Source organism: Arcanobacterium hippocoleae (genome assembly GCF_040360365.1).
Classification (GTDB): domain Bacteria; phylum Actinomycetota; class Actinomycetes; order Actinomycetales; family Actinomycetaceae; genus Arcanobacterium_A; species Arcanobacterium_A hippocoleae_A.
Window position 1 is genome coordinate 2,333,822 of sequence record NZ_CP136412.1, and the last position, 19,967, is coordinate 2,353,788.

The 19,967-nt window shown below is 46.7% G+C and carries 24 protein-coding genes and 1 pseudogene; 11 read left to right on the top strand and 14 right to left on the bottom strand.

Annotated elements, in window-relative coordinates:
* Positions 1 to 41: 41 nt before the first annotated feature.
* From RQN30_RS11945 to wecB, 8 genes are all read right to left on the bottom strand, one after another.
* Positions 42 to 425: a glycosyltransferase family protein gene (locus tag RQN30_RS11945; RefSeq protein WP_353060667.1), complete on the bottom strand. Its 384-nt coding sequence runs from the start codon at positions 423 to 425 to the stop codon at positions 42 to 44.
* Complete coding sequence (locus RQN30_RS11950; protein WP_353060668.1) at positions 395 to 856, bottom strand: glycosyltransferase family 2 protein; 462 nt, start codon at positions 854 to 856, stop codon at positions 395 to 397. Before RQN30_RS11950 ends, RQN30_RS11945 begins: the two co-directional genes overlap by 31 nt.
* A 140-nt stretch (positions 857 to 996) precedes the next feature.
* Positions 997 to 2,019, bottom strand: a complete 1,023-nt coding sequence (locus RQN30_RS11955; protein WP_353060669.1) for a glycosyltransferase family 2 protein — start codon at positions 2,017 to 2,019, stop codon at positions 997 to 999.
* Between the two features lie 132 nt (positions 2,020 to 2,151).
* Entirely contained in the window at positions 2,152 to 2,514 is a 363-nt protein-coding gene (locus tag RQN30_RS11960) for a hypothetical protein (RefSeq protein ID WP_353060670.1), read from the bottom strand.
* A complete protein-coding gene (locus RQN30_RS11965) occupies positions 2,499 to 3,785 on the bottom strand; it encodes a glycosyltransferase (protein ID WP_353060671.1) in 1,287 nt (428 codons plus the stop codon). Before RQN30_RS11965 ends, RQN30_RS11960 begins: the two co-directional genes overlap by 16 nt.
* Positions 3,786 to 3,846: 61 nt before the next feature.
* The gene (locus RQN30_RS11970) at positions 3,847 to 4,107 is read right to left on the bottom strand and encodes a hypothetical protein (RefSeq protein WP_353060672.1); all 261 of its coding nucleotides are present in this window, start codon (positions 4,105 to 4,107) and stop codon (positions 3,847 to 3,849) included.
* Positions 4,095 to 4,550, bottom strand: coding sequence for a hypothetical protein (locus RQN30_RS11975; protein WP_353060673.1), 456 nt, complete (start codon positions 4,548 to 4,550; stop codon positions 4,095 to 4,097). Before RQN30_RS11975 ends, RQN30_RS11970 begins: the two co-directional genes overlap by 13 nt.
* A 173-nt stretch (positions 4,551 to 4,723) precedes the next feature.
* Positions 4,724 to 5,758, bottom strand: a complete 1,035-nt coding sequence (gene wecB / locus RQN30_RS11980; protein ID WP_491608734.1) for a non-hydrolyzing UDP-N-acetylglucosamine 2-epimerase — start codon at positions 5,756 to 5,758, stop codon at positions 4,724 to 4,726.
* Positions 5,759 to 6,323: 565 nt separating this feature from the next.
* Between wecB and glf the strand changes: the two genes are divergently transcribed.
* From glf to RQN30_RS12000, 4 genes are all read left to right on the top strand, one after another.
* Entirely contained in the window at positions 6,324 to 7,520 is a 1,197-nt protein-coding gene (glf, locus tag RQN30_RS11985) for a UDP-galactopyranose mutase (protein ID WP_353060675.1), read from the top strand.
* 3 nt (positions 7,521 to 7,523) lie between these two features.
* A complete protein-coding gene (locus RQN30_RS11990) occupies positions 7,524 to 8,309 on the top strand; it encodes an NAD-dependent protein deacylase (RefSeq protein ID WP_353060676.1) in 786 nt (261 codons plus the stop codon).
* A 358-nt stretch (positions 8,310 to 8,667) separates the two neighbouring features.
* Complete coding sequence (locus RQN30_RS11995) at positions 8,668 to 8,871, top strand: DUF6767 domain-containing protein (protein WP_353060677.1); 204 nt, start codon at positions 8,668 to 8,670, stop codon at positions 8,869 to 8,871.
* Positions 8,872 to 8,962: 91 nt separating this feature from the next.
* Positions 8,963 to 9,220, top strand: a complete 258-nt coding sequence (locus RQN30_RS12000; RefSeq protein WP_353060678.1) for a glutaredoxin domain-containing protein — start codon at positions 8,963 to 8,965, stop codon at positions 9,218 to 9,220.
* Positions 9,221 to 9,389: 169 nt separating this feature from the next.
* On the opposite strand, the gene RQN30_RS12005 is transcribed toward RQN30_RS12000, so the two are convergent.
* The 5 genes from RQN30_RS12005 to RQN30_RS12025 form a co-directional block, all read right to left on the bottom strand.
* Positions 9,390 to 10,166: an FtsX-like permease family protein gene (locus tag RQN30_RS12005; RefSeq protein ID WP_353061856.1), complete on the bottom strand. Its 777-nt coding sequence runs from the start codon at positions 10,164 to 10,166 to the stop codon at positions 9,390 to 9,392.
* Positions 10,167 to 10,306: 140 nt separating this feature from the next.
* On the bottom strand, positions 10,307 to 11,380 hold the full coding sequence (locus RQN30_RS12010; RefSeq protein ID WP_353060679.1) for an FtsX-like permease family protein: 1,074 nt from the start codon (positions 11,378 to 11,380) through the stop codon (positions 10,307 to 10,309).
* Positions 11,380 to 11,748, bottom strand: coding sequence for a hypothetical protein (locus RQN30_RS12015; RefSeq protein WP_353060680.1), 369 nt, complete (start codon positions 11,746 to 11,748; stop codon positions 11,380 to 11,382). The genes RQN30_RS12010 and RQN30_RS12015 overlap by 1 nt, the downstream gene beginning before the upstream one ends.
* A complete protein-coding gene (locus RQN30_RS12020) occupies positions 11,748 to 12,422 on the bottom strand; it encodes an ATP-binding cassette domain-containing protein (protein WP_353060681.1) in 675 nt (224 codons plus the stop codon). Before RQN30_RS12020 ends, RQN30_RS12015 begins: the two co-directional genes overlap by 1 nt.
* Positions 12,423 to 13,352: 930 nt before the next feature.
* Complete coding sequence (locus RQN30_RS12025; RefSeq protein ID WP_353060682.1) at positions 13,353 to 13,661, bottom strand: ArsR/SmtB family transcription factor; 309 nt, start codon at positions 13,659 to 13,661, stop codon at positions 13,353 to 13,355.
* A 786-nt stretch (positions 13,662 to 14,447) separates the two neighbouring features.
* Here RQN30_RS12025 and RQN30_RS12030 point away from each other — a divergent pair.
* Positions 14,448 to 15,803 (top strand): carbohydrate ABC transporter substrate-binding protein, encoded by a 1,356-nt coding sequence (locus tag RQN30_RS12030; RefSeq protein ID WP_353060683.1) that lies wholly within the window; start codon positions 14,448 to 14,450, stop codon positions 15,801 to 15,803.
* A gap of 167 nt (positions 15,804 to 15,970) precedes the next feature.
* On the opposite strand, the gene RQN30_RS12035 is transcribed toward RQN30_RS12030, so the two are convergent.
* On the bottom strand, positions 15,971 to 16,129 hold the full coding sequence (locus RQN30_RS12035) for a hypothetical protein (RefSeq protein WP_353060684.1): 159 nt from the start codon (positions 16,127 to 16,129) through the stop codon (positions 15,971 to 15,973).
* Between the two features lie 34 nt (positions 16,130 to 16,163).
* Between RQN30_RS12035 and RQN30_RS12040 the strand changes: the two genes are divergently transcribed.
* The 6 genes and pseudogenes from RQN30_RS12040 to RQN30_RS12065 all read left to right on the top strand — a co-directional run bounded on the left by RQN30_RS12040 (position 16,164) and on the right by RQN30_RS12065 (position 19,902).
* The gene (locus tag RQN30_RS12040; RefSeq protein WP_353060685.1) at positions 16,164 to 16,952 is read left to right on the top strand and encodes a carbohydrate ABC transporter permease; all 789 of its coding nucleotides are present in this window, start codon (positions 16,164 to 16,166) and stop codon (positions 16,950 to 16,952) included.
* A 129-nt stretch (positions 16,953 to 17,081) separates the two neighbouring features.
* Entirely contained in the window at positions 17,082 to 17,591 is a 510-nt protein-coding gene (locus RQN30_RS12045) for an ABC transporter permease family protein (protein ID WP_353060686.1), read from the top strand.
* Positions 17,588 to 17,902: an ABC transporter permease subunit gene (locus tag RQN30_RS12050; RefSeq protein ID WP_353060687.1), complete on the top strand. Its 315-nt coding sequence runs from the start codon at positions 17,588 to 17,590 to the stop codon at positions 17,900 to 17,902. The genes RQN30_RS12045 and RQN30_RS12050 overlap by 4 nt, the downstream gene beginning before the upstream one ends.
* Complete coding sequence (locus RQN30_RS12055) at positions 17,899 to 18,078, top strand: DUF6903 family protein (RefSeq protein WP_353060688.1); 180 nt, start codon at positions 17,899 to 17,901, stop codon at positions 18,076 to 18,078. The genes RQN30_RS12050 and RQN30_RS12055 overlap by 4 nt, the downstream gene beginning before the upstream one ends.
* Before the next feature lie 404 nt (positions 18,079 to 18,482).
* Positions 18,483 to 19,417 (top strand): annotated as a pseudogene (locus tag RQN30_RS12060) (sulfatase-like hydrolase/transferase).
* On the top strand, positions 19,414 to 19,902 hold the full coding sequence (locus RQN30_RS12065) for a sulfatase/phosphatase domain-containing protein (protein WP_353060689.1): 489 nt from the start codon (positions 19,414 to 19,416) through the stop codon (positions 19,900 to 19,902). The pseudogene RQN30_RS12060 and the gene RQN30_RS12065 overlap by 4 nt, the downstream one beginning before the upstream one ends.
* Positions 19,903 to 19,967: the final 65 nt, after the last annotated feature.

The following is a 19,967-nucleotide window of genomic DNA, read 5'->3' on the forward strand; positions in this document are numbered from 1 at the left end:
TGTCAGGCATGAATACCGAAATTCAAGTGCCGGAAATTTTTTCAGCGTTGAATTTTTCCAGGTGCACATATGGAGTACATAGCTGGCGTAGTTCTTTTGGTGAATATCCCATAAACCCAAGGATTGCAAACCTTTTTCAGCTCAAATAACGCTTCAAGCATGTATTCGTAGTGTTTCTCGGTAGCGTCGCTTAAGCTTCCGGAGCGGAATCTGCGGTAGTGATAAAAAGTTTTCGGAAGATAGTAGATTCGCGCAGCGGCGCTGAGGGCGAGATAAGTAAACGGCATATCTTCATGCGCGCCGACTTCCGGAAAATCGATTTGTGCCTGCTGCAGGTACTCGCGCCGGTAGATTTTATTTACAGTAAATCCAACCAGATATTTGTAGAAATTTTTTATTTCACTGGCAGTAAATACGCGGTACACCGGGATATGTTTTTCGAAAGCGCATAGTTCGGGTAGTAAGTTCCGAGCTGATTATCATAGTTGTCGATATCGAAGACGACGGCGTCTGCTCGGTGTGTTTCGGCTGTCTGCACAAGCGTGCTGATTGTATCTGGTTCGATAAAATCATCGGAATCGACGAAGCAAAGATATTTTCCTGCGGCAACCATCATTCCAACGTTGCGGGTTTTCGCTGCGCCGGTATTGTGTTTATCGACAACAATGATTCTGCTGTCTGCGGCGGCGTATTTTTGCAGGATATCAAGACTGTGATCTTGTGAACCGTCGTTAACACAGATGATTTCCAGATTATGATAGGTTTGTGTGCGCAGTGATGCGAATAAATCGGGGAGAAAATTTTCCGAATTATATACGGGAACTACAATGCTCACTAGCGGCTTAGTCTCTGGCATAGAACCTCTTTCAGAACAAAGAAGAAACGGATCAGAAAATTAGCGGTGCAGAATTATATTTTTGCAGATTCAGCCGCGAATCCTTTTTACAATCCGTTTAATTTTCCGAAATGCTTTTGCGGCGAATGGAGAGCGGTCGTTTACCTGGATGGTTTTTGATGTTCTTGTACATCCAGTTCAATCGGCGCTACGGCAAGCTGTTTATCGCCAAGAGAGTCCGGATTATGAATAATGGTTTGTAAATCGTCCCATTCAACCGGAGAGAATAGGGAAGAATCCAGTTCGTTTGCATCGTGTGCAGCGGCAAACTGCTCATGCATTAATTTTCGGAAGCTTGGTTTCAGCGGAGTATCAAGCCGATTATAATTCCACAGATAAGTCTCATATTTTTTCGCCTGTAACTGGAATTTTAGCGCTTCGCGCCGTTTTGGATATTTTGCGAGGAATTTTTCGAATGATTCGTATTCATCGCTCACACAAAATACTTTTGCTCCGGATTTTACTGAAGAGTTCGCATTATCGACACGATAATTCAGGAATGCTTCACGCATGAAAACTACTTTTTCTGCGGCTGCCCAAACTTTAAGTAAGAAACCAGTATCCTGGTACGAAGCTCCTGGTGATTCGAGGAAAGTAATCTGGTGTTCTTTAATAAAAGAATTTTTGAAAATTGAGGTCCAAATTGCGGGGCTGCCCAGAAGTACTCCCGGATAGTCTGCAGGGTTAAACGCGGTATAGTATGGTGCTTTTGCAAGCGTTAAAACGTCAATCACGTTGAAAGCTGAACCGTTGCCGCTCATTGCAAAATAGTTTGAACGCACCACTTCCGCGTTGTTCTGCACGGCTTGTGCATAGAGTTTTTCGAACATTTCCGGGCGGGCAATATCGTCTGATTCGACTATTCCGATATATTCACCGCGTGCGCGTTCAAAACCCCGGTTCATTGTGTGCCCGTAACCCGCGTTTGCTTTATTGATAATAATGATTCTTGAATCTTTTTCCGCGTATTCTTGCGCGATTTCCAACGAGTTATCGGTCGAACCGTCGTTTACGATGATAATCTCAATATCCTGCAGCGTCTGATTTATCACCGAGTCAAGGCAGGGACGGAGGAACTGGGAAACATTGTAAACCGGAATAACGATTGAAACTTTTGGGTACATGAGAATATCCGTATCTAACCGATGAGTATTTCTTCCAACAATATCACGCAACGAAAAATCTCGACCATATGGATGTATATATCGAAGTTTTCCGTTCAGGTTTTGAAAATGAAACGTGCGAAGCGAACCTGCTTAGTCACGCATAAAAAGTTTGCGGTAAGCGCAGCGCGTCGCAGGATTAAACGCAATCTTTTCGAGTATCTTGTTTTTTGCAAGTTTTTCTCCGGCTGCTTTCACTGCAGACTGCAGCTCGGATGGAATTTCCGTTTGCAAACCCAAAGCAGGTATTTTAATTTGCTGCGGATCAAAATCACGGTTTCGGCAGTAAGTCAGATAATTCCATTTTTCACCAGCCCATATGTGCAATCGGGGATTTGTGGCAGCTAAAAATTCGTCAAAACTTTTTGCTCGGCAGAATCCGCGCTCACGGTCTGCATCCCAAATCAAACTTAATGTGAAATGAGATTCAATTACCCGTTTCAAAATTGCGCGCATGTAGTTTTCCTGCCCTTTGCCCATAACTGGAATTTTTCTGCATAATACGAGAGGATTCGCCGAATTACCCGGTCGTGGTGGTCATAGCGGGAGACGAAGTTATCGGGATTTATGCTCTGATCGGCATTTCCGACGGCATAACGATAAACATATTCAGGAGTAAACATCACGGTTTTGATATCCGGAATCGGGAAGAGAATAAACTCAACATCCACATAGAAAGTGTGTTCTTGCAGCTGAAAATCGGCTTTGCGGAGAACTTCGGTTTTCACCATCATTGAAGCCATTGTGAAGTATTCATTGGTAAAATCTTCGGCAGCGAAATGGAAGATTTGATAGTCTTTCTGTCCGCCATTTTTCTCCCAATTAACAGTATGCCCATCAGAGATGTAGACCTGTTTGTAATTTGTAGATATGAGGTCTGGGAAGAGCTGTTTCTTTTCGATGTTCTGTATCAATGCGGCAAAATCGCGGCTGTCAACCCAGTCGTCGCCGTCAACTACCCGGAAATAGGTTCCAGTTGCTGCTTTGAGCGCCGCATTAATAGTTGAACCGTGACCGCCGTTTTGTTTTGTAATAACTTTCACGATATGCGGGTATTTTTCCGCGTACGCACGTGCAATTGTCTCGGATGCATCCGGCGAACCGTCGATCACTACAATCACTTCAAGCTTATTTGCTTGGGTGCAGCTGACGAAAGAGTGCAGGCAGCGGTCAAGGTATGCTTCAACATTGTACGCTGGCACACAAATTGTAATCAGCTTCGTCATATTGGTACTGTCCGTTTCTGCTGCTGAAACTTCCGGCCAGATATTGCGGGTAAAGCTGCGTTCTTTCGCAAGGCAGGCCTGTTCAATTTCCGCATCGTATTTTTCAGCTACCGTTTGTGCACTAAACTTCCGGCGGTATTCTTCGGAAATTTCCGGTGTGATTCGCCCTTCAGCAATATCTGCAAGAATTAATGCAATTTCGGTAATTTGATTTTGTTTTACACAAATACCGCCTGCGCGGCGAATAATCTCATAGGCGGGAGTGCCGATGCCGGTTAATCCGAGAATTGGGGTGTTTGTTCCAAGATAGTCGGCAATCTTTCCCGCGAAATATACTGAACCGCCAAAGTCAGATAAAAATTTAAAATCAGCATCAATATGAAGCAGCCAGTCAGATTCTTTCATGATTGCGAGACTCGTGAGGTAATCAACGCTAGGCTGAATGCTGATGTGATCGTAAAGATAGTAATTGTAAATCAAGGTGCGGATTGTTTCAGTCACGTTTCCCACAAAGTTAACATGCAGCTTTTCTAATGATTCGGGATGATTTAGCCGCAAAAATTCATTGCCCGCACAATTGGTTCGAGGCTGCGCACCGAATCGGAATGACCAAGGAACGAGAGCGTAGTTTTCCTGCAGCTGCTGCCGGGAAAGTGAAGTTTGCTGATTCGGGGTAAAGTGCGGGGTCAAAGGAGTGCGGTACCGTCAGTACACGCGGTCGGCAGCGGGAATCAAGCACATAAGATTTCAGAGTATCGCTGGGAAAAATAACCGCATCCGCTTTTGCAATTGCAGTATCTTCAATTTCTTTCAGCGCACACATTTTTCGGATTTCGCTGCTTTCATGTTCAGTCCATGACGCGGTTCCCGTATGCAGGGCGAGCTGGAAATCTTTTTCTCCGGTGCCGTGAGCTGCGGATTTTCCAGCACCCACGCCTTGATATCATATGGAGATTTCCCAATCGGATCAGCAATTGAAGCGACCCAAGGAATATCCGGGTATTTTTCTTTGATTTTCTTTGCGACTTCAATACTTTCTACCGGCATTGAACGGGTCATAATTGCGTCGTAATGTTCAGTTTTATGCAGTTCACTAAATTTTTCGACAGCTGCTGCTACCCATTCGGAAAATTCACTGGTTTCAATCGGGAAAGTTCGGATGTTCTCAGCTTCAAGCGGAAGAACATGCTGGTAGCTCCAGAGACTGCTCGATGAACAGCAGACGTCATAATGATGGCGTGAATTACGGAAGAGTTTGTACGTCACGATTCCTTCAGATGAAGTTGCCGGAGGAAAAACCAGCTTGCAACGAAGAACTTCATATTCCAACTCTTTCTAAAACTAGATCTGTTTTTCTTTTATCAAATATTCTGTTCAGGTTTCGCTTCAGATAAAGAAACCCTTGAAATTCGGCAGCGCATCGTAAATTATATGTGAATTTACGATGCTGCGTTATCCTGATGACTCGCGAGCAGTATTTGTGCAATTCGTTCACTCGCATGACCGTCGCCGTAGGGGTTAATTGCTTTACTCATTTTCTCGTATGCAGTTTCGTCTGCGAGGAGCGTGGCTGCAATATCGGCGATTTTTCGGGTGCCCACACCGGCTACCACGGCGGTACCTGCGGTTACAGCTTCCGGCCGTTCAGTTTCAGTGCGCAATACGATTACCGGCTTCCCAAGATGCGGGGCTTCCTCCTGCAGCCCGCCGGAATCAGTCATCACAAGTTTTGCCCGCGCCATTGCATTGTGCATATCCTGCACATCAACCGGATCAGTGAGTGTAATCTGCGGATTGTCTGCGAGTTTTTCCCAAACAGTATCGCGTACTGCAGGATTCAAATGTACCGGATAAATTACCCGTACCTGCGGGAAAGTGCGGCAAATTTCAATAATTGCATCACAAATCTGTGCGAGCGGTTTTCCGAGATTCTCACGGCGATGCGCAGTGAGTAAAATAGTTGGCTGTGTGAAATCGTGTGCTTTCAGCTGTTCGTTTTTGAAAACATAGTTTTCTTTCACTGTGTACTGGAAAGCGTCGATTACCGTATTTCCGGTTACGTACACATTATCGGTAATTGCTTCTTTTGCAAGTGCAGCCTGATTTCCAGCCGTCGGAGCAAAAAACACATTCGCAAGGCTGGAAATAAGTTTCCGGTTCATTTCTTCCGGGAATGGAGAATAGCGGTCATAGGTGCGCAAGCCGGCTTCAACGTGCCCGACGGGAATCATCTTGTAAAATGCAGCCATCGCTGCTGCCATACTCGTGGTAGTATCGCCGTGCACAAGCACAATATCCGGTTTGCATTCATCAAGCACTTCCGGAAGTTTTTCAAGCACAGCGGTAGTGATTGAAGTAATCGTTTGCCGGGGTTTCATAATTGCCAAATCGTAATCTGGGGTAACGCCGAAGATTTCGAGAACTTGATCCAGCATTGAACGGTGTTGTCCGGTTACGCACACGAGAGATTCGATTCCATGTGTTTTTGCAGCTCAAGCACGAGCGGACACATCTTAATTGCTTCGGGCCGAGTGCCAAACACAGAGAGAACTTTCATTATTGATCTTTCTATCCATCCGGTTGCTTGTTTGTTATTTGCTGATCCTTATTATAGTTGATGTCAGGAAAAGCAGCGGTGATATTTCCGGCAAAGTTAGTTCCTGCCGGGTAAGGTCTGCGGTGCAGCCGGTATTTGCAAAATATTCTCAGGAGCAGCCGGATTCTGATTATCCTGCGAAATACTTGCTAAACATATCATCAGGCATGTTGGTTTGAAACTGTATTTTGTGTCTGTATGTGATTTAAGTTTGTTCGTTTTTTCAAAATCGAGTTTACTGGCGGGTGCACTCTGGTTTGCGAAGCAGTCTGGTTTGCGAAGCAATCCGATGGTTATTTTGCTGTCAGCAGTTTGGGAAACGCAAATTTCATGAGTATTTTGCATATATGGGTGATATAGTTACGTGAAATAGGTATATCTTATAATTTAGATACAGTATTTAGATAAGATTTTCCGGACAAACACTGGTGGGTAAGAATCTGATGAACATTGATCTTTTGGTAGTCGGCTCGGGGCTTTTTGGGCTGACGGTAGCAGAGCAGATGGCAAATCGCGGCATAAAAACAGCAATTATTGATTCACGCTATCATATCGGCGGAAATGCCTATTCTGAAAAAGATCCGGAAACAGGGATCGAAGTACACAAATACGGCGCACACCTTTTCCATACTTCAAACCAACGAGTTTGGGAATACGTAAATCGGTTCACTTCATTCACGGATTATGTGCATAAGGTGTATACGACGGTAAATGGGGAAGTTTTTCCAATGCCGGTAAACCTGGGCACGATCAACCAATTCTTCCGTGCAGCATATTCACCAGACGAAGCTCGGGAGCTGATTAACAAACAGGCGGCTGAAATTGATTCGGCGGATGTGAAAAATTTCCAATCGAAAGGGATTTCCCTCGTCGGCCGTCCGCTCTTTGAAGCCTTCTTCCAAGGATACACTGCAAAGCAATGGCAAACTGATCCAAAAGATTTGCCGGCATCAATCATTTCCCGGCTGCCGGTACGTTTTAACTATGATAACCGCTATTTCAATGATCGTTGGGAAGGTCTGCCTGCCGACGGTTACGCTGCCTGGCTTGAACGGATGGCGCAGCACCCGAATATTGAAGTGCATTTAAATACCGACTTTTTCGACGAATCACAGCCGTTCAACAAGAAAGCAGCCGTTGGGAATGTTCCCGTGGTTTACACCGGTCCGATTGACCGCTATTTTGAATATGCCGGCGGAGAACTTGGCTGGCGTACCATCGATCTTGATTTGAAAGTGCTTCCCGTCGGAGATTTCCAGGGGACTTCCGTAATGAACTATGGCAGCCTGGAAGTGCCGTATACCCGGATTCATGAGTTCAAACATTTCCATCCGGAACGCACCGACTATCCGGAAGATAAGACGGTAATCGCCTATGAATACTCGCGTTTTGCGCAAAAAGGCGACGAACCGTATTATCCAATCAACAAGAGTTCAGACCGCGAGACACTTCTCGGCTATCGGAATCTTGCATCGAGTGAACCGAATGTTCTCTTTGGCGGGCGTCTTGGCTCCTATAAATATCTTGATATGCATATGGCAATCGCGTCCGCACTCGGGCGTGTAGACAATGTAATCGCGCCATTCTTTGCTGGGGAAACAAAAGAAATGAAGCTGCCGGGCAGCGGAATTGAAGACTAAACGATGAATCCGGAATCTGCATCTGCTTCAGATTTGCGCGGCAGCCGGCGGCTGCGTGAGTTTGCGCAGATGATTCAGAAAGCGCAGCGGATAGTTTTCTTCGGCGGTGCGGGAGTGTCTACCGCTTCCGGTATTCCAGATTTCCGCTCGGCTGCCGGAATCTATACCGCAGACAGCGGCGGCCATTCGCCCGAATATCTCCTGAGCCATACTTGTCTGGAGGAACATCCCGAAGATTTTTTCGAGTTTTACCGTGCGAAAATGCTCTATCCAGATGCCCAGCCGAATGCTGCGCACCGCTATCTTGCCCAACTTGAGAAATCAGAAAAACTTTCAGCTGTCGTTACACAAAATATCGACGGTCTGCATCAAAAGGCTGGTTCGCGGAACGTCTTTGAACTCCATGGCACAGTGCTGCATAATCACTGTGCTTTCGGACATCACTATCCGCTTTCCTGGCTGCTCAATACTGCCGGCGTGCCGCATTGCCCGCACGACGGCACCGTCGTCCGCCCAGATGTGGTGCTCTATGAAGAAGCCCTGCCGGAAGCCGCATTTCACGGCGGAGCAGCTGCAATTCGGGAAGCAGACCTCCTGATTATCGGCGGTACCTCTTTGAATGTATATCCGGCAGCCGGCATGATTCATTATTTCCAGGGCAGTGAGATTGTCCTGATTAACCGCGATGCGACGGAAGCTGATCGGTTTGCCGCACTGGTATTTCGTGAATCTATTGCGGACGTATTCACTGCTGTTAACGCAAATATTGATGCGAATATCAAATATTGATGCAAATATGAAGCAGAGCGAACAGCAGAAAACGCCCCGTACAGCGTGCAGCTGCCAGTAAAAAACATCCGCAGCCGCCGCTGCTGGTGCCGTGCCGCAGATTATTACGGATAATATTGAATATCACAGCCGGCGAAAATATCTGTTTCACGGTTTGCCTGACGCAGCTAAGCTAATCGCGGCTGTGAACTAAGATTAAGAATTATCTTGCAGCAGCTCATCTGCGGCAGAAAATTGCTGCAAAAACAGTATTTTCGATTTTTCCAGCTTCGCTGCGGCGGAATCCGCGATTGTTATTCTGCGGTAAAGCTACTAGTTTTTGAACTGTAGTCAATTCCGAACGGTGAGAGGAAATAAGATGGCGCACAATTCACCGCAGTGCCCGCTTCGTTTCGGTGAGCCCTGCACGCTTTGTCAGGCTTTTGTGAGCGGTCCGGAAGATTGCCAAACCGTCGCACTTGTGATGAGCGATCCGGAGTTGCGTGCAGAGTGGGCGCGCCGCCGCCGTGAATATAATGCAAAGAAACGAGCTGAGCGGGAAAAGGCGAATCACAATTACTGAACTAAGCGCGGAGCGAAGTTTTCCGTGGTTTTACCGCAGCTGCCGGTAGGATGAGGGGAAATTACCGTTGCTCTTAATGGAAGGAAATACAGTGGCGGAAAAGGTGAAAGTTTACGGTGCAGACTGGTGCGGAGATTGCCGGCTCGCAAAGAAAGTGCTTGGAAAACTTGCGGTTGATTATGATTGGTTTGATGTGGAAGCAGACGAATCGTTAAAAGCGAAAGCGATTGAAATTTCTGGGCAAATGCATATTCCGGTGGTGGTCTATCCTGATGGAAGTTTCCAGGTTGAGCCGTCAGCCACAGATTTGAAGCAAAAAACTGCCGAGCTTGCGCTTAGTGCAAACTAGCAGCTCCCGGTAATCTGCAATCAACATAAACAGTACGCCGCAGACTTACTGCGGCGTACTGTTTTCCAGCTGCTGGCTGCAAAGCTGGGTGACTGCAAGACGGGGCGAGTGTGAGGAAAACAGGAGCCGGATAATTCAGAGCTTAGCCGCCCTCGAACTAATCTCCGGATCACTCTTGCCGGTTTGCGGAGAGTGCCGCCGCTTTCTTGATTGTTGGAAGTATAGTGCGAATCGCTAATGCTGAAGCCAGCATTGAACCAATTAATACCGTGATGAATATTGGCGAAATACTTGCATCGAGCGTTACTGAAAGCAATTGCATGAAAATCCACCCGGCACCCATCCCAATCAGCGTGGAAAATAAGGAAATTGCAAGTAACGGCGCAAGTGATTCCACCAGAATCATCCGATAAATTTCATGCAAACTCATTCCGCTGAGCCGTAAAGTCAGCAGCGTGCGGCGGCGTTCCAGAATACTTGCATATGTTGAGACCAGCAGGGAAATAGTTGCAATTAGAACGGTGGCAATGATTCCAAAATAAGTGATCTTTGTGAGTGTTTCGATTGGCGGGTTTACACTGGTAAACTCACCTGAATATTTTACACTCGGATAAAGTTCCAAATTTGGTGTGTCGAGATGCTTTGCGGCAAGCGTATTCCGCAATTTTTCCAGTGTCTGCAGTGAGTCTATTTTCAAAATTATAAAAGTGCGCAGATCTTCTGTCAGCGAAGGATCCATCGCTGAATCGGCTGTAAGTTTTGCTGCAATATCGGCGCGGTCTTTCCCAGTGATTACGGAAACACCAAAATCGTAAGGGGCGCCATAGTTTATTGCAATCACGCCGTTATCCTGGCTGTTTTGCGTTTCTTTCCGCACCTCATTTGGAGAAGAAAGCTGCGTACAATCCGTCGCTAAATATTCACCGGTACATGGAATAATCGGCATCCATGCAATCGACTCAATCGTCTGCACATCGCTCACCCCGGGTACCGATTTTGCAGCATTAAGATAATCGGCAGGAGAAATCCCTGATTCTGTGCTGCTGGTTGCAGAATTAGGGCTGATAATTACGGTTCCGTCGGCAATTACACTCTGTGCCGGGTGAGCTGCAACAGTAAATTCGCCAGTACCGGAAATTGCAGTGAGGAAAAACTTCCAGCGAAGAGTGCCAGCACCACTCCCGTTACTGACCGTGAAATTCTGCTTGCGTGTGCCTGAACGTAACTCCATCCAATATATGACGTGGGCTTGCGGGAAATTTTGCGGAATATGCGGGCCATAACTGCAGTCAGCCAAGTGCCGGCAAGTGTTAAACCGAGCATAATCAGCAAAATCGCTGCAAGAATATATTTAACTGTTTCGGTGCCGCCTTGGTCTTTGGGAGTAACAATCCAGAGCCAAATGAAAATACCAATTCCGGCAAACAGCGGGAGTGCACGCAGGAATGACGGCTTTTTCTCTATTTCCTGACGCCGAACAATTCCAAGCGGGGAAGTAGAAAGACGCTTCAGCCCCCAGCTGTTTGCAAAACAGACCAACCCGAAAGTCAGGAGCGCAGTAATCAGATAATGCCATGGGGTAACAGCAATATTTTCTGCCCACATGCGGCCGGTAAAAGCCGAGAATTCCACGAGCAGAGGGTGCAGTGCGAAGTATAGTCCAATCCCAATGCCGAATCCGAGAACTGACGCGATTAGTGTTTCAGTGGTGACAATCCAGAATATTTGACTGTTTGTTGCTCCGACCAGGCGCAAAGCAGCATAGCGTTGTTCGCGCTGCACGCTCCCCAGCTTGGTGGAGATGTGTATCAGCAATACGACGGGAAAGAGCACAATAATCAAACCGAGATAGAGAACGGCTTGAATCACTTTTTTAGTTTCGAAATCAACACTGGAAATTTTCCAGTTTGTAACGATATGCGCGTCTTGCTGCTGGTGCAGTTCAGAGCTGCCGATTACCACGGCATATTGATCCGGTCCGGTAACAAATGAATGCGGTAATTCTCCTAAATATTTTGTTCCATAACGCACGCTCATTTCCGGATTTTCTTCCAGCGCTGCGGCGAGTGCTGGTGAAGCATAGAATTCACCCGATTTCGGGTAAACTATGCCGCGGAAATCTGGCGGATTATCCCCGACTACCTGCACTTTGAGAATCATTACATTATTCGTGCCAACCTTTGCACCGAACTTCCTGCGCTCATTACCGCCAGTACCGCGTTTGCCGGAAGCTGCTGTACGATGTTTTCTCCGGTTTCAGCAGTATCAGATTCGGGATTCATAGTTTCTTCAGCAATATCAGTATTCCCGTTTCGGGTATCGGAATTTTCTGCCGGCGGTACTTTTAAGGAATCGCTGTTGTATACAGCGGCAGTCAAATCTTGTGCCTCAGTATTAGTCAGCCCCTCCACAAAAGCCGAAAAACTGAGAATCATTGCCACGCCTAAGGAAATCGAAAAAGTAATTAATGCAATCCGGCCTTTTGAATGTGCCGCTGACTTCCGGAAAAGTATAAGTGAAAGATTCATTATGCAGCTGCTCCTGTGGAAAGTAATCCGTCGCGCACAATTACTGTGCGGTCTGCATATGCGGCAATACTCGGCTCGTGAGTTACCATCACGACGGTCATCCCATTTTGCCGTGCCTGGTCAAGGAACATTTCCATCACTTGAGTTGAGGATTGCGAATCCAGGGAACCCGTTGGCTCATCTGCGAAGAGGACTTCCGGTTTGTAGCACAGTGCTCGGGCAACCGCGATACGCTGTGCTTCACCTCCGGAAAGTTTTCCGGGGAGCGAATCTGCGCGTTCTTTAAGTCCGACTTTTGTAAGCCATTTCATGGCTTCGCTGGTTGCTGCGCGGTGCGGGATTCCGCTGAGAAGCAGCGGTACAGCTACATTATCAAGAGCAGTTAATTCCGGTACTAGCTGGCTGAATTGAAAGATGAACCCAAACGCGGTGCGGCGTAATATTGTGCGTTCAGTATCATTAAGTGAATCGATTCGCTTATTTTTGAAAAATACTTCGCCAGTAGTTGGAGTATCGATTGCGGCGAGGGCATGGAGGAGGGTGGATTTTCCTGATCCCGACGGTCCCATGATCGCAAGTACTTCTCCTGCTTGTACATCAAGTGAGATCCCGCGCATTGCCTTTGTTGTTTCGAAAGTTTTCGTTAAATTGCGGGCTTGCAAAATTGCCGTCATGAAAGTGCCTTTCAATTTGTCGATATTTTCTGCTGCTGTTTACGTCTTATTTATTTTCGATTCGTGATAATCGTGTTTTTCATCCCGAATCCGTGAGCGGAAGCAAAATCACCAGATGGGATATCCGTTATTTCACTTTTCGCTTCTGATATTGCCTCTGGTATTGATTCTGGTATTGCCTCTGGTATTACCTCGGAATTTTTCAATCCAAGCATATCTGTTCTGAGGAAGCGAAAGTTTCATTTCGGAGGATTTTCAGGGATAGATTAGGGGTAAATCAGGGGATAAGCGGGCAGTATCCTACGCTGCTGATATTGCGGAAGTGATGCTCGGGTAAATCAGGGGAGGGAAAAAATAGGCAGGCGGTATCGTTTCTGATTGCGGAGCGGTGAGAGCGGTTGAAGCGGTGGGGTAGTTGAAACGGCTTTCCCATCGTTAATCAAAACCGTGTATTTTACCGCCAGTTACGTTGAAAAATACGGATTCTGCCACCACTTACGTGAACCCATGAGCATTTCGCCGTCAGTTGCGTAAGCCGGAATTTGTAACACGAAAAATGTGAAAAGCTCTTAGAAACAGCTCTGATGGCGTGTTGCGGGGCGGGAAATGAAAATGAAAGGGCAGACCCAAAATAGAATCTACCCTTTCGTGAGAGCTGAGGTTTTGCTGCTGTGTAAAATTAACTTTCGGATTTCGTAGATTTATGCGGCATGTTTGCAGGTAGCGCAAGTACAAGTTTCGCAGTTGCAGTCGGTGCATGATTCGCAGCGGCATTCGGTGCATGCGCACACATTGCAATCATCCCAATGATTTTCATGTTCGTGGTGGGCATGGCCGTCGTGAACGAAATCGATGTGATTTTCGTGCTGGAAATGCGGATGGCCGCAATCAACGGAGTGGATGTGCGGGTGGTTCTTGTGTTCGTGATGTTCAGTGTTCACAGTGATCGTGCTCCTTCATATGGATGTAGGCGTCTTTGAAAATATGGGCTACGTGATCGTCGATTAATGAGTATTCCATCCGTCTTCCGTTCCGCTTTGCTTCAATCAAGTGTGCTTTCCGCAGAATTGCGAGATGCCCGGAAACTAGTGGTTGGGAGACATTGAGAATTTCGGTGAGTTCGGTTACGTCTGCGCTGCCTGCTGTTAGCCGCCAAATAATCGAGGCGCGAATTGGGTTGGCGAGACTTGCGAACAAGCGAATCACACCGTCATCTTCATTAAACACTTCGTAACTCATAAAGATAATTATATATAAATATAAAATTATATCAAGTTAATTTTATGTATTACTACGAATTGTTTTCATCGGCTGTTGGCTCGCGCGGGCGGGGATATTTCGAAAGTGAATGGAAAAGTATAAGGGTGATTAACGCTGGGTCTCGGGCGGGGATATTTCACGTTAAAGCGACGAATCGTTATTGCGCTTACGCTGGTCGCAGGGCGGGGGATATGAAAGCATTCAATCGCGGCAAAGACATACCGGCCGCTAGGCTGCCCGGGCAGAAGATGATTTTTGGCTGCACTGTAGATGTGTTTTCGTAATGGCGGGTTCTGGGTGGAATTGAGAAATGATCGGCGGAATAAAAAATAAATTACAGAAACCCGTATCGGTAAATGGCGCGCTGAAAGTCCTAATGGGCTTAACGCGGATAGTGCTGAAATCGCGAAAACAGTTGTTGGAAATTGGATTTATCTGTTTGTTTAATTCGAAAAAACGGCTTACTGGTGCGGAAAGGCGAACTTAATTATTTTCAATAAGCTAAAAATAACAACTTGGTAACACTCTCGCATCGTTTAGTTACCCTGTGTATCTAAACCGTTTATTGTGGTACTTTTAATACGTGGTTGACCTCGCAATAAATGTTTTGCAGTTCCTGATTCCCGCGGAAACCATCCAAAGTTTTCAGGCTTGAGGGAGCGTAATACCGCAGACTCAACCGTGATTTGTTATAGCTACACCGCGCAATAATACTCGGGTCCAACGGAGGATTCGCACAAATTACAAAGAAAAGAAAGGTAAATTATGAAGATAAAGTTTAAGACTTTCGCAGCTGTTGCAGCTTCTCTGGCTTTAGCTCTTTCCGCTTGTTCTTCAACCGGCACTGGCAGTAAGGATGGTGCGAAAGACGGCGATAAGACCACTATTGAATTTGCTGCATTCGAGGGTGGCTACGGCAAAGACGTTTGGGAAAAGGTTGTAAAAGCTTACGAAGAGCAGAATAAGAACGTTAAGGTCGATATGAAGATTTCGAAGACCATTAACGAAGAAATTGCTCCCGGCATGAAAGCTGGCAAGTTCCCAGATGTTGTTTACTACTCCTCTGGTCAGAAGTCCGGATTTACCGAGACGCTTCTTTCTGAAGGCGCAGTAATGAAGATTAACGATGTCTTTGATATGAAAGTACCAGGAGAAGACAAGACTGTTAAAGATAAGCTCCTCCCGGGTCTTCTCGGCGGTACAGCTACTAATCCGCTTGGCGGCGAAGATACCTACCTGGCACCGCTCTTCTATGCACCAAATGGTTTCGTCTACAATAAGAAACTTCTCGCTGATAACGGTTGGGAAGCTCCAAAGACCTGGGATGAAATGTTTAAGCTTGGTGACGAGGCAAAAGCAAAGGGGATTGCGCTCTTTACCTACCCTGTTTCCGGATACTTCGATTCGGCTCTTCCATCATTAATTGCGAACGCTGGCGGTGCTCAGCTTTGGTCGGATATCGCAAATTATAAGGAAGGTGCATGGGATACTGAAGGAGCGAAGAAAGCTCTTGAGACCGCTGCAAAGCTCGTTTCAAAAGATTATCTCCTTGATTCCACTGTCGGTAATGCAAATAAGGAAAACTTCATCAAGAACCAGCAGGCAATTCTTGACGGCACCGCAATCTTTATGCCGAATGGTAACTGGATTGTCAACGAAATGAAAGATGCTCCGCGCACAGACGGGTTTGAATGGGGTGTGATTCCGGCTCCGGCATTCAAGGATGGCGGCGAACGCTTTGCATTCTCCTTCGTTGAGAATATCTGGATTCCAGCTAAGGCGAAGAACGCTGACGCTGCAAAGGATTTCATTGCATTCCTCTATTCCGATAAAGCAGTAGATATTTTCGCCGGTGCTGGTGCTGCGCAGCCGGTTGAAGGCGCTGCGGATAAAGCTATTGCTGCTGCTTCTGATCCGGGTGTAAAGGCATTCTTCGACATGATGAAAGCTGAAGGCGTTGCCGCAGTTGCTGGCGGTCCGCTCGCGAAGACTGCTGAAGGTATCTCTTTTAAGGATTCGGTCTACGGCGCAATTGATTCTGTTGCTTCCGGCGACAAGACTCTTGAAGCTTGGCAGAAAGATATCAAGGAAGTTACCGATAAGCTTCGTGATGCGAAGTAAAATTTAACTTGCGGGTTTATCGTTCGTAAATCGCATTAATCGTTATCGGGGTGGGTGGATTTCCGCCCACCCCGATAATATGTAAACGCACAGCAGTGTGCTTTCCAATATTGTGTGCTGGCTGTAAATCTCACTGTCAACGCAAAGTCATAAAGCCATGGAGGGCGTCATGACAGAATCTCAAGGAGCGCTTGCGGCGGAAAAGCCGGAAGTAACTCTAAAAAACAAGGCAGATTAAAGATTCCAACGAATGCTTCGCAAAAGACTAGGAACACCAGGCGCTTCGCTTTTTTCTGCTCTCTTCCTGCTGCAATTTTGATGTTCACCTTTATTGTCATTCCGACTGTGCAGGTGTTTCAGATGTCGGTGTTCAAGTGGGGCGGTTACTCCCCAGATAAAGAATTCGTCGGTTTGAATAATTTCAAGATTCTTTTTGGTGATATGAAGTTTCTTGAAGCTTTCCAAAACACGGTCTTGCTTCTCGTTGTTGTCACTTCAATCACGCTGCCGGCAGCTGTGATTTTCGGTGCGATTCTTGTTCAGCTGCGGATTTATGGTACTGGCTTTATCCGTTTCATTCTTTATTTACCGTCTATTCTGTCGATGGTGATTATTGCGGCAATATTTGCTGCAATCTATTCGCAGAATGATGGTCTTTTAAATTCAGTACTTACTGCCGTTGGGTTAGGGGACTATACTCAAGCCTGGTTAGGAAATCAAAGGATTGTTATCTATGCCATCGGCTTCGCAATGCTCTGGCAGTCTTGCGGCTACTATATGGTGATGTATATGTCAGCGATGGCAGGAATAGATACTTCAATCTACGAAGCGGCCCGGATTGACGGTGCTTCAAAGGTGCGTCAGCTTTTTGTAATCACGATTCCGCTTATTTGGAGCAATATCCGCACCACGCTAACTTTCTTCATTATCTCGTCGATTAACCTTTCGTTTGTGATTGTTCGTGCAATGACCGGCGGCGGTCCGGATGGTTCTTCTGAAGTTCTCCTCGGATATCTCTATAGCCAGGCATATGATAACTCGCAGTTCGGATACGGTATGGCAATCGGTGTCGTCACATTCACTTTCTCGTTCGCGCTTTCGCTTATTGTGAGCCGTGTTACCAAACGTGAAGTTATTCAGTACGGCTAAGGAGGAAATAGAAATGTCTGAAACACAAGTTGCTAAAAGATTCATCCGGCGAAAGCAAAAGTAGAAGTTAAGAAAAATCGACGGAATTCGGAAGACCGCTGGACAGTTGGACGGATTCTTTCACACATTGTGCTTTTTCTGATTTCGCTCACGATTATCGTGCCGTCTGTGTGGGTGCTTGTCGCATCGTTCAAGCAGCAGTCAGAATTTTATGGAAGTCCATGGACGCTGCCGAAAGGTTTTTACTTCCAGAACTACATCGACGCATTTATCGATTCAGGTATCGGTCAATCCTTTTTAATCTCGGTAATCGTCACCACGGTTGCGATGATTATCTCGATGTCTGTGGCTCTGCCTTGTTCCTACGCATTAGCCCGTTATGACTTCCCAGGGAAGAAGATTCTACAGCTCGCTGTACAAGGCTTACTTTTCGTGAATGTGAACTATATCGTAGTTCCAATCTTCCTGCTTTTGATTGGTGCAGATAATGTAGTCCGGGCAATATTGCCAGATGGTTTCTTCATCGATAACATCTTCATATTGGCTTTGGTTTACGGCGCTACTTCGCTGCCGTTCACGATTTACCTGCTGCAGGATTTTTTGCCGCAATTCCGAAAGAATATGAAGAAGCGGCAATGATTGACGGCGCTGGGCTGACCCGCACAATGGTGCAAATTTTCTTCCCGCTTGCAAAGCCTGCAATCTCCATGGCAATGCTCTTTAACTTCCTCTCTTACTGGAATGATTATGTAATATCTATGACGCTGATTACAGGCGATCGGAAGACAGTACAAGTGGGAATGTTAAATCTGATGAGCACGGCTCATTCTGCAACAAACTACGGCCGGCTCTACGCGGGAATGGTTATCGTCGCAATCCCGGTAATCATCTTCTACATTGTTGTGCAGAAGAAGCTGCTGCAGGTTTCCACTGGAGGTGGTATCAAGTGAGTGAAAAAGGTGCAATAATCCTGCGTATCGTGCTTGGGATAATCGCGTACATCGTGTGTGTATTACTCGCAATATACGGTAATACGATTCCGGGCTGGAAAGGCCTCGGAATTATGATGATTGGTCTGGCAGGTATTTTATTAATGCTCTACCTGTATAACCGACGGCATCGCTAGGGCGGAATTTACGCTGTTTATTTTAGCTGCAGAATAACTTTTCGTGCTGGATCAAGGCAAATAATCGCTTTGCTCCAGCACGAATTAATTTCTGCAGAATCAAATCCAGTGAGAGTAAACTATTTTCATTCGCTGCAATGCACGGAGAAATTTTTGGCGGTGCTGCTAATTCCTGCTTCTGCCCGCGTTGCAATACGCACAATCCGATGCCTGCCAGTGTAGGTATTTCGTACTCGCAGAAAAACTTCCCATACGAATAAACTTAAGATGCGCATGCAATTAAATTTGCCAGCTGAATATTTTCGAAAGGTATGGTGGCTTCGATGGCGAAAACGGCTTCGAAAGACGGAACAAAACCAATGAATATTATTTTGCTTTGTGCAGATCAGATGCGCGCAGATGCAATGTCATGTGCCGGAAATTCAATTGTCGAAACTCCATACTTGGATCTGCTCGCAGAGCAGGGGACCCGTTTTAATCATGCCTATTCCGCCACCCCGACATGCGTACCGGCGCGCGTGGCTCTTTTTACCGGTCAAAGTCAGGAACATCACGGCAGAGTGGGCTATACCGAAGGGGTACCATTTGGCGATGCGTACCCGATTACGCTGCCGGGAGAACTGCGCAAGGCAGGTTATCAGACCCAGGCAATCGGCAAGATGCATGTTTATCCGGAACGAGAGCGCGCCGGATTCGATGATGTCCGTCTGCATGACGGTTTCCTGCACTATGCTCGTCGTGAACATGGCCGGAATCTTGCTTTAATCGACGATTATCTTCCATGGCTGCAACGCCAGCCCGGGATGTCTGCCGCAGCTGAAACTGACCACGGTATCGGATGTAACTCTATTGTTGCGCGGCCATGGGATAAACCTGAAGCGTACCATCCGACCAACTGGATTATGAGTGAAGCAATAGAGTGGCTTTACCGTCGGGATACTACTGATCCATTTTTCTCTATCTGTCCTGGCACCGTCCGCATGCACCTTATGACCCGCCGCAATGGGCTTTTGATCAGTATCAAGATCGGGAAATTCCCGACCCTCCCGTGGGCGAATGGGCAAAAGTCTGGGATGAATTCCGAAATGACGGCGGTGCTGAGACAAAGTTTGGAATCCAACGCCCAGAAGTTCGTGCACGTGCAATTCGCGCCTACTATGGTCTGATTACGCATATTGATACACAGATTAACAGGCTGATGGAAGCGCTTAACGATTTTGATTTGCTCGATAATACGGCTTTCGTGTTCGTCTCTGATCATGGTGACATGCTTGGCGACCATAATTTTTACCGTAAGTCCGTCGGATATGAGGGAGTGCGCATATCCCATTCATTGTGAAGCTCCCGAGTAAGAGCACGGTAGCTGTTTCGGATGCGGTGGTAGAACTTCGTGATGTTATGCCGACGGTGCTCGATATTGCCGGTGTGCCGATCCCGGATAGTGTCGATGGGAAGAGTGTTCTGCCGCTGATCCGCGGAGAAGAAACTGCTTCGCAGTGGCGTTCGGAGATTCATGGAGAGCATTTCTACGAAGTTTTCGGCGAAGAATCGATACAGTGGGTGACTAATGGGAAGCGGAAGTTTATCTGGTTCTCCGGATCAGGCATTGAACAATACTTTGACCTGGAAGCAGATCCGCAAGAGCTGCACAACCTTATTGCTGATTTCTCACGCAAAGCAGAAATCAGCAGCTGGCGTGATTGCCTAATCAACTATCTTGCCAATCGTGAAGAAGGATTCGTAAAAGATGGCAAACTAATTGCTGGGCAGCCTGCCGGAAATGATTTCGCATGGGTGCGCCGGCTGCAAGAAAAGCGCAGCTAAACTCGGTTTTGTGTCCTGTGTGCGCAAATATGAAGAACCGGTAAGCCGATACCGATTTCAAATAG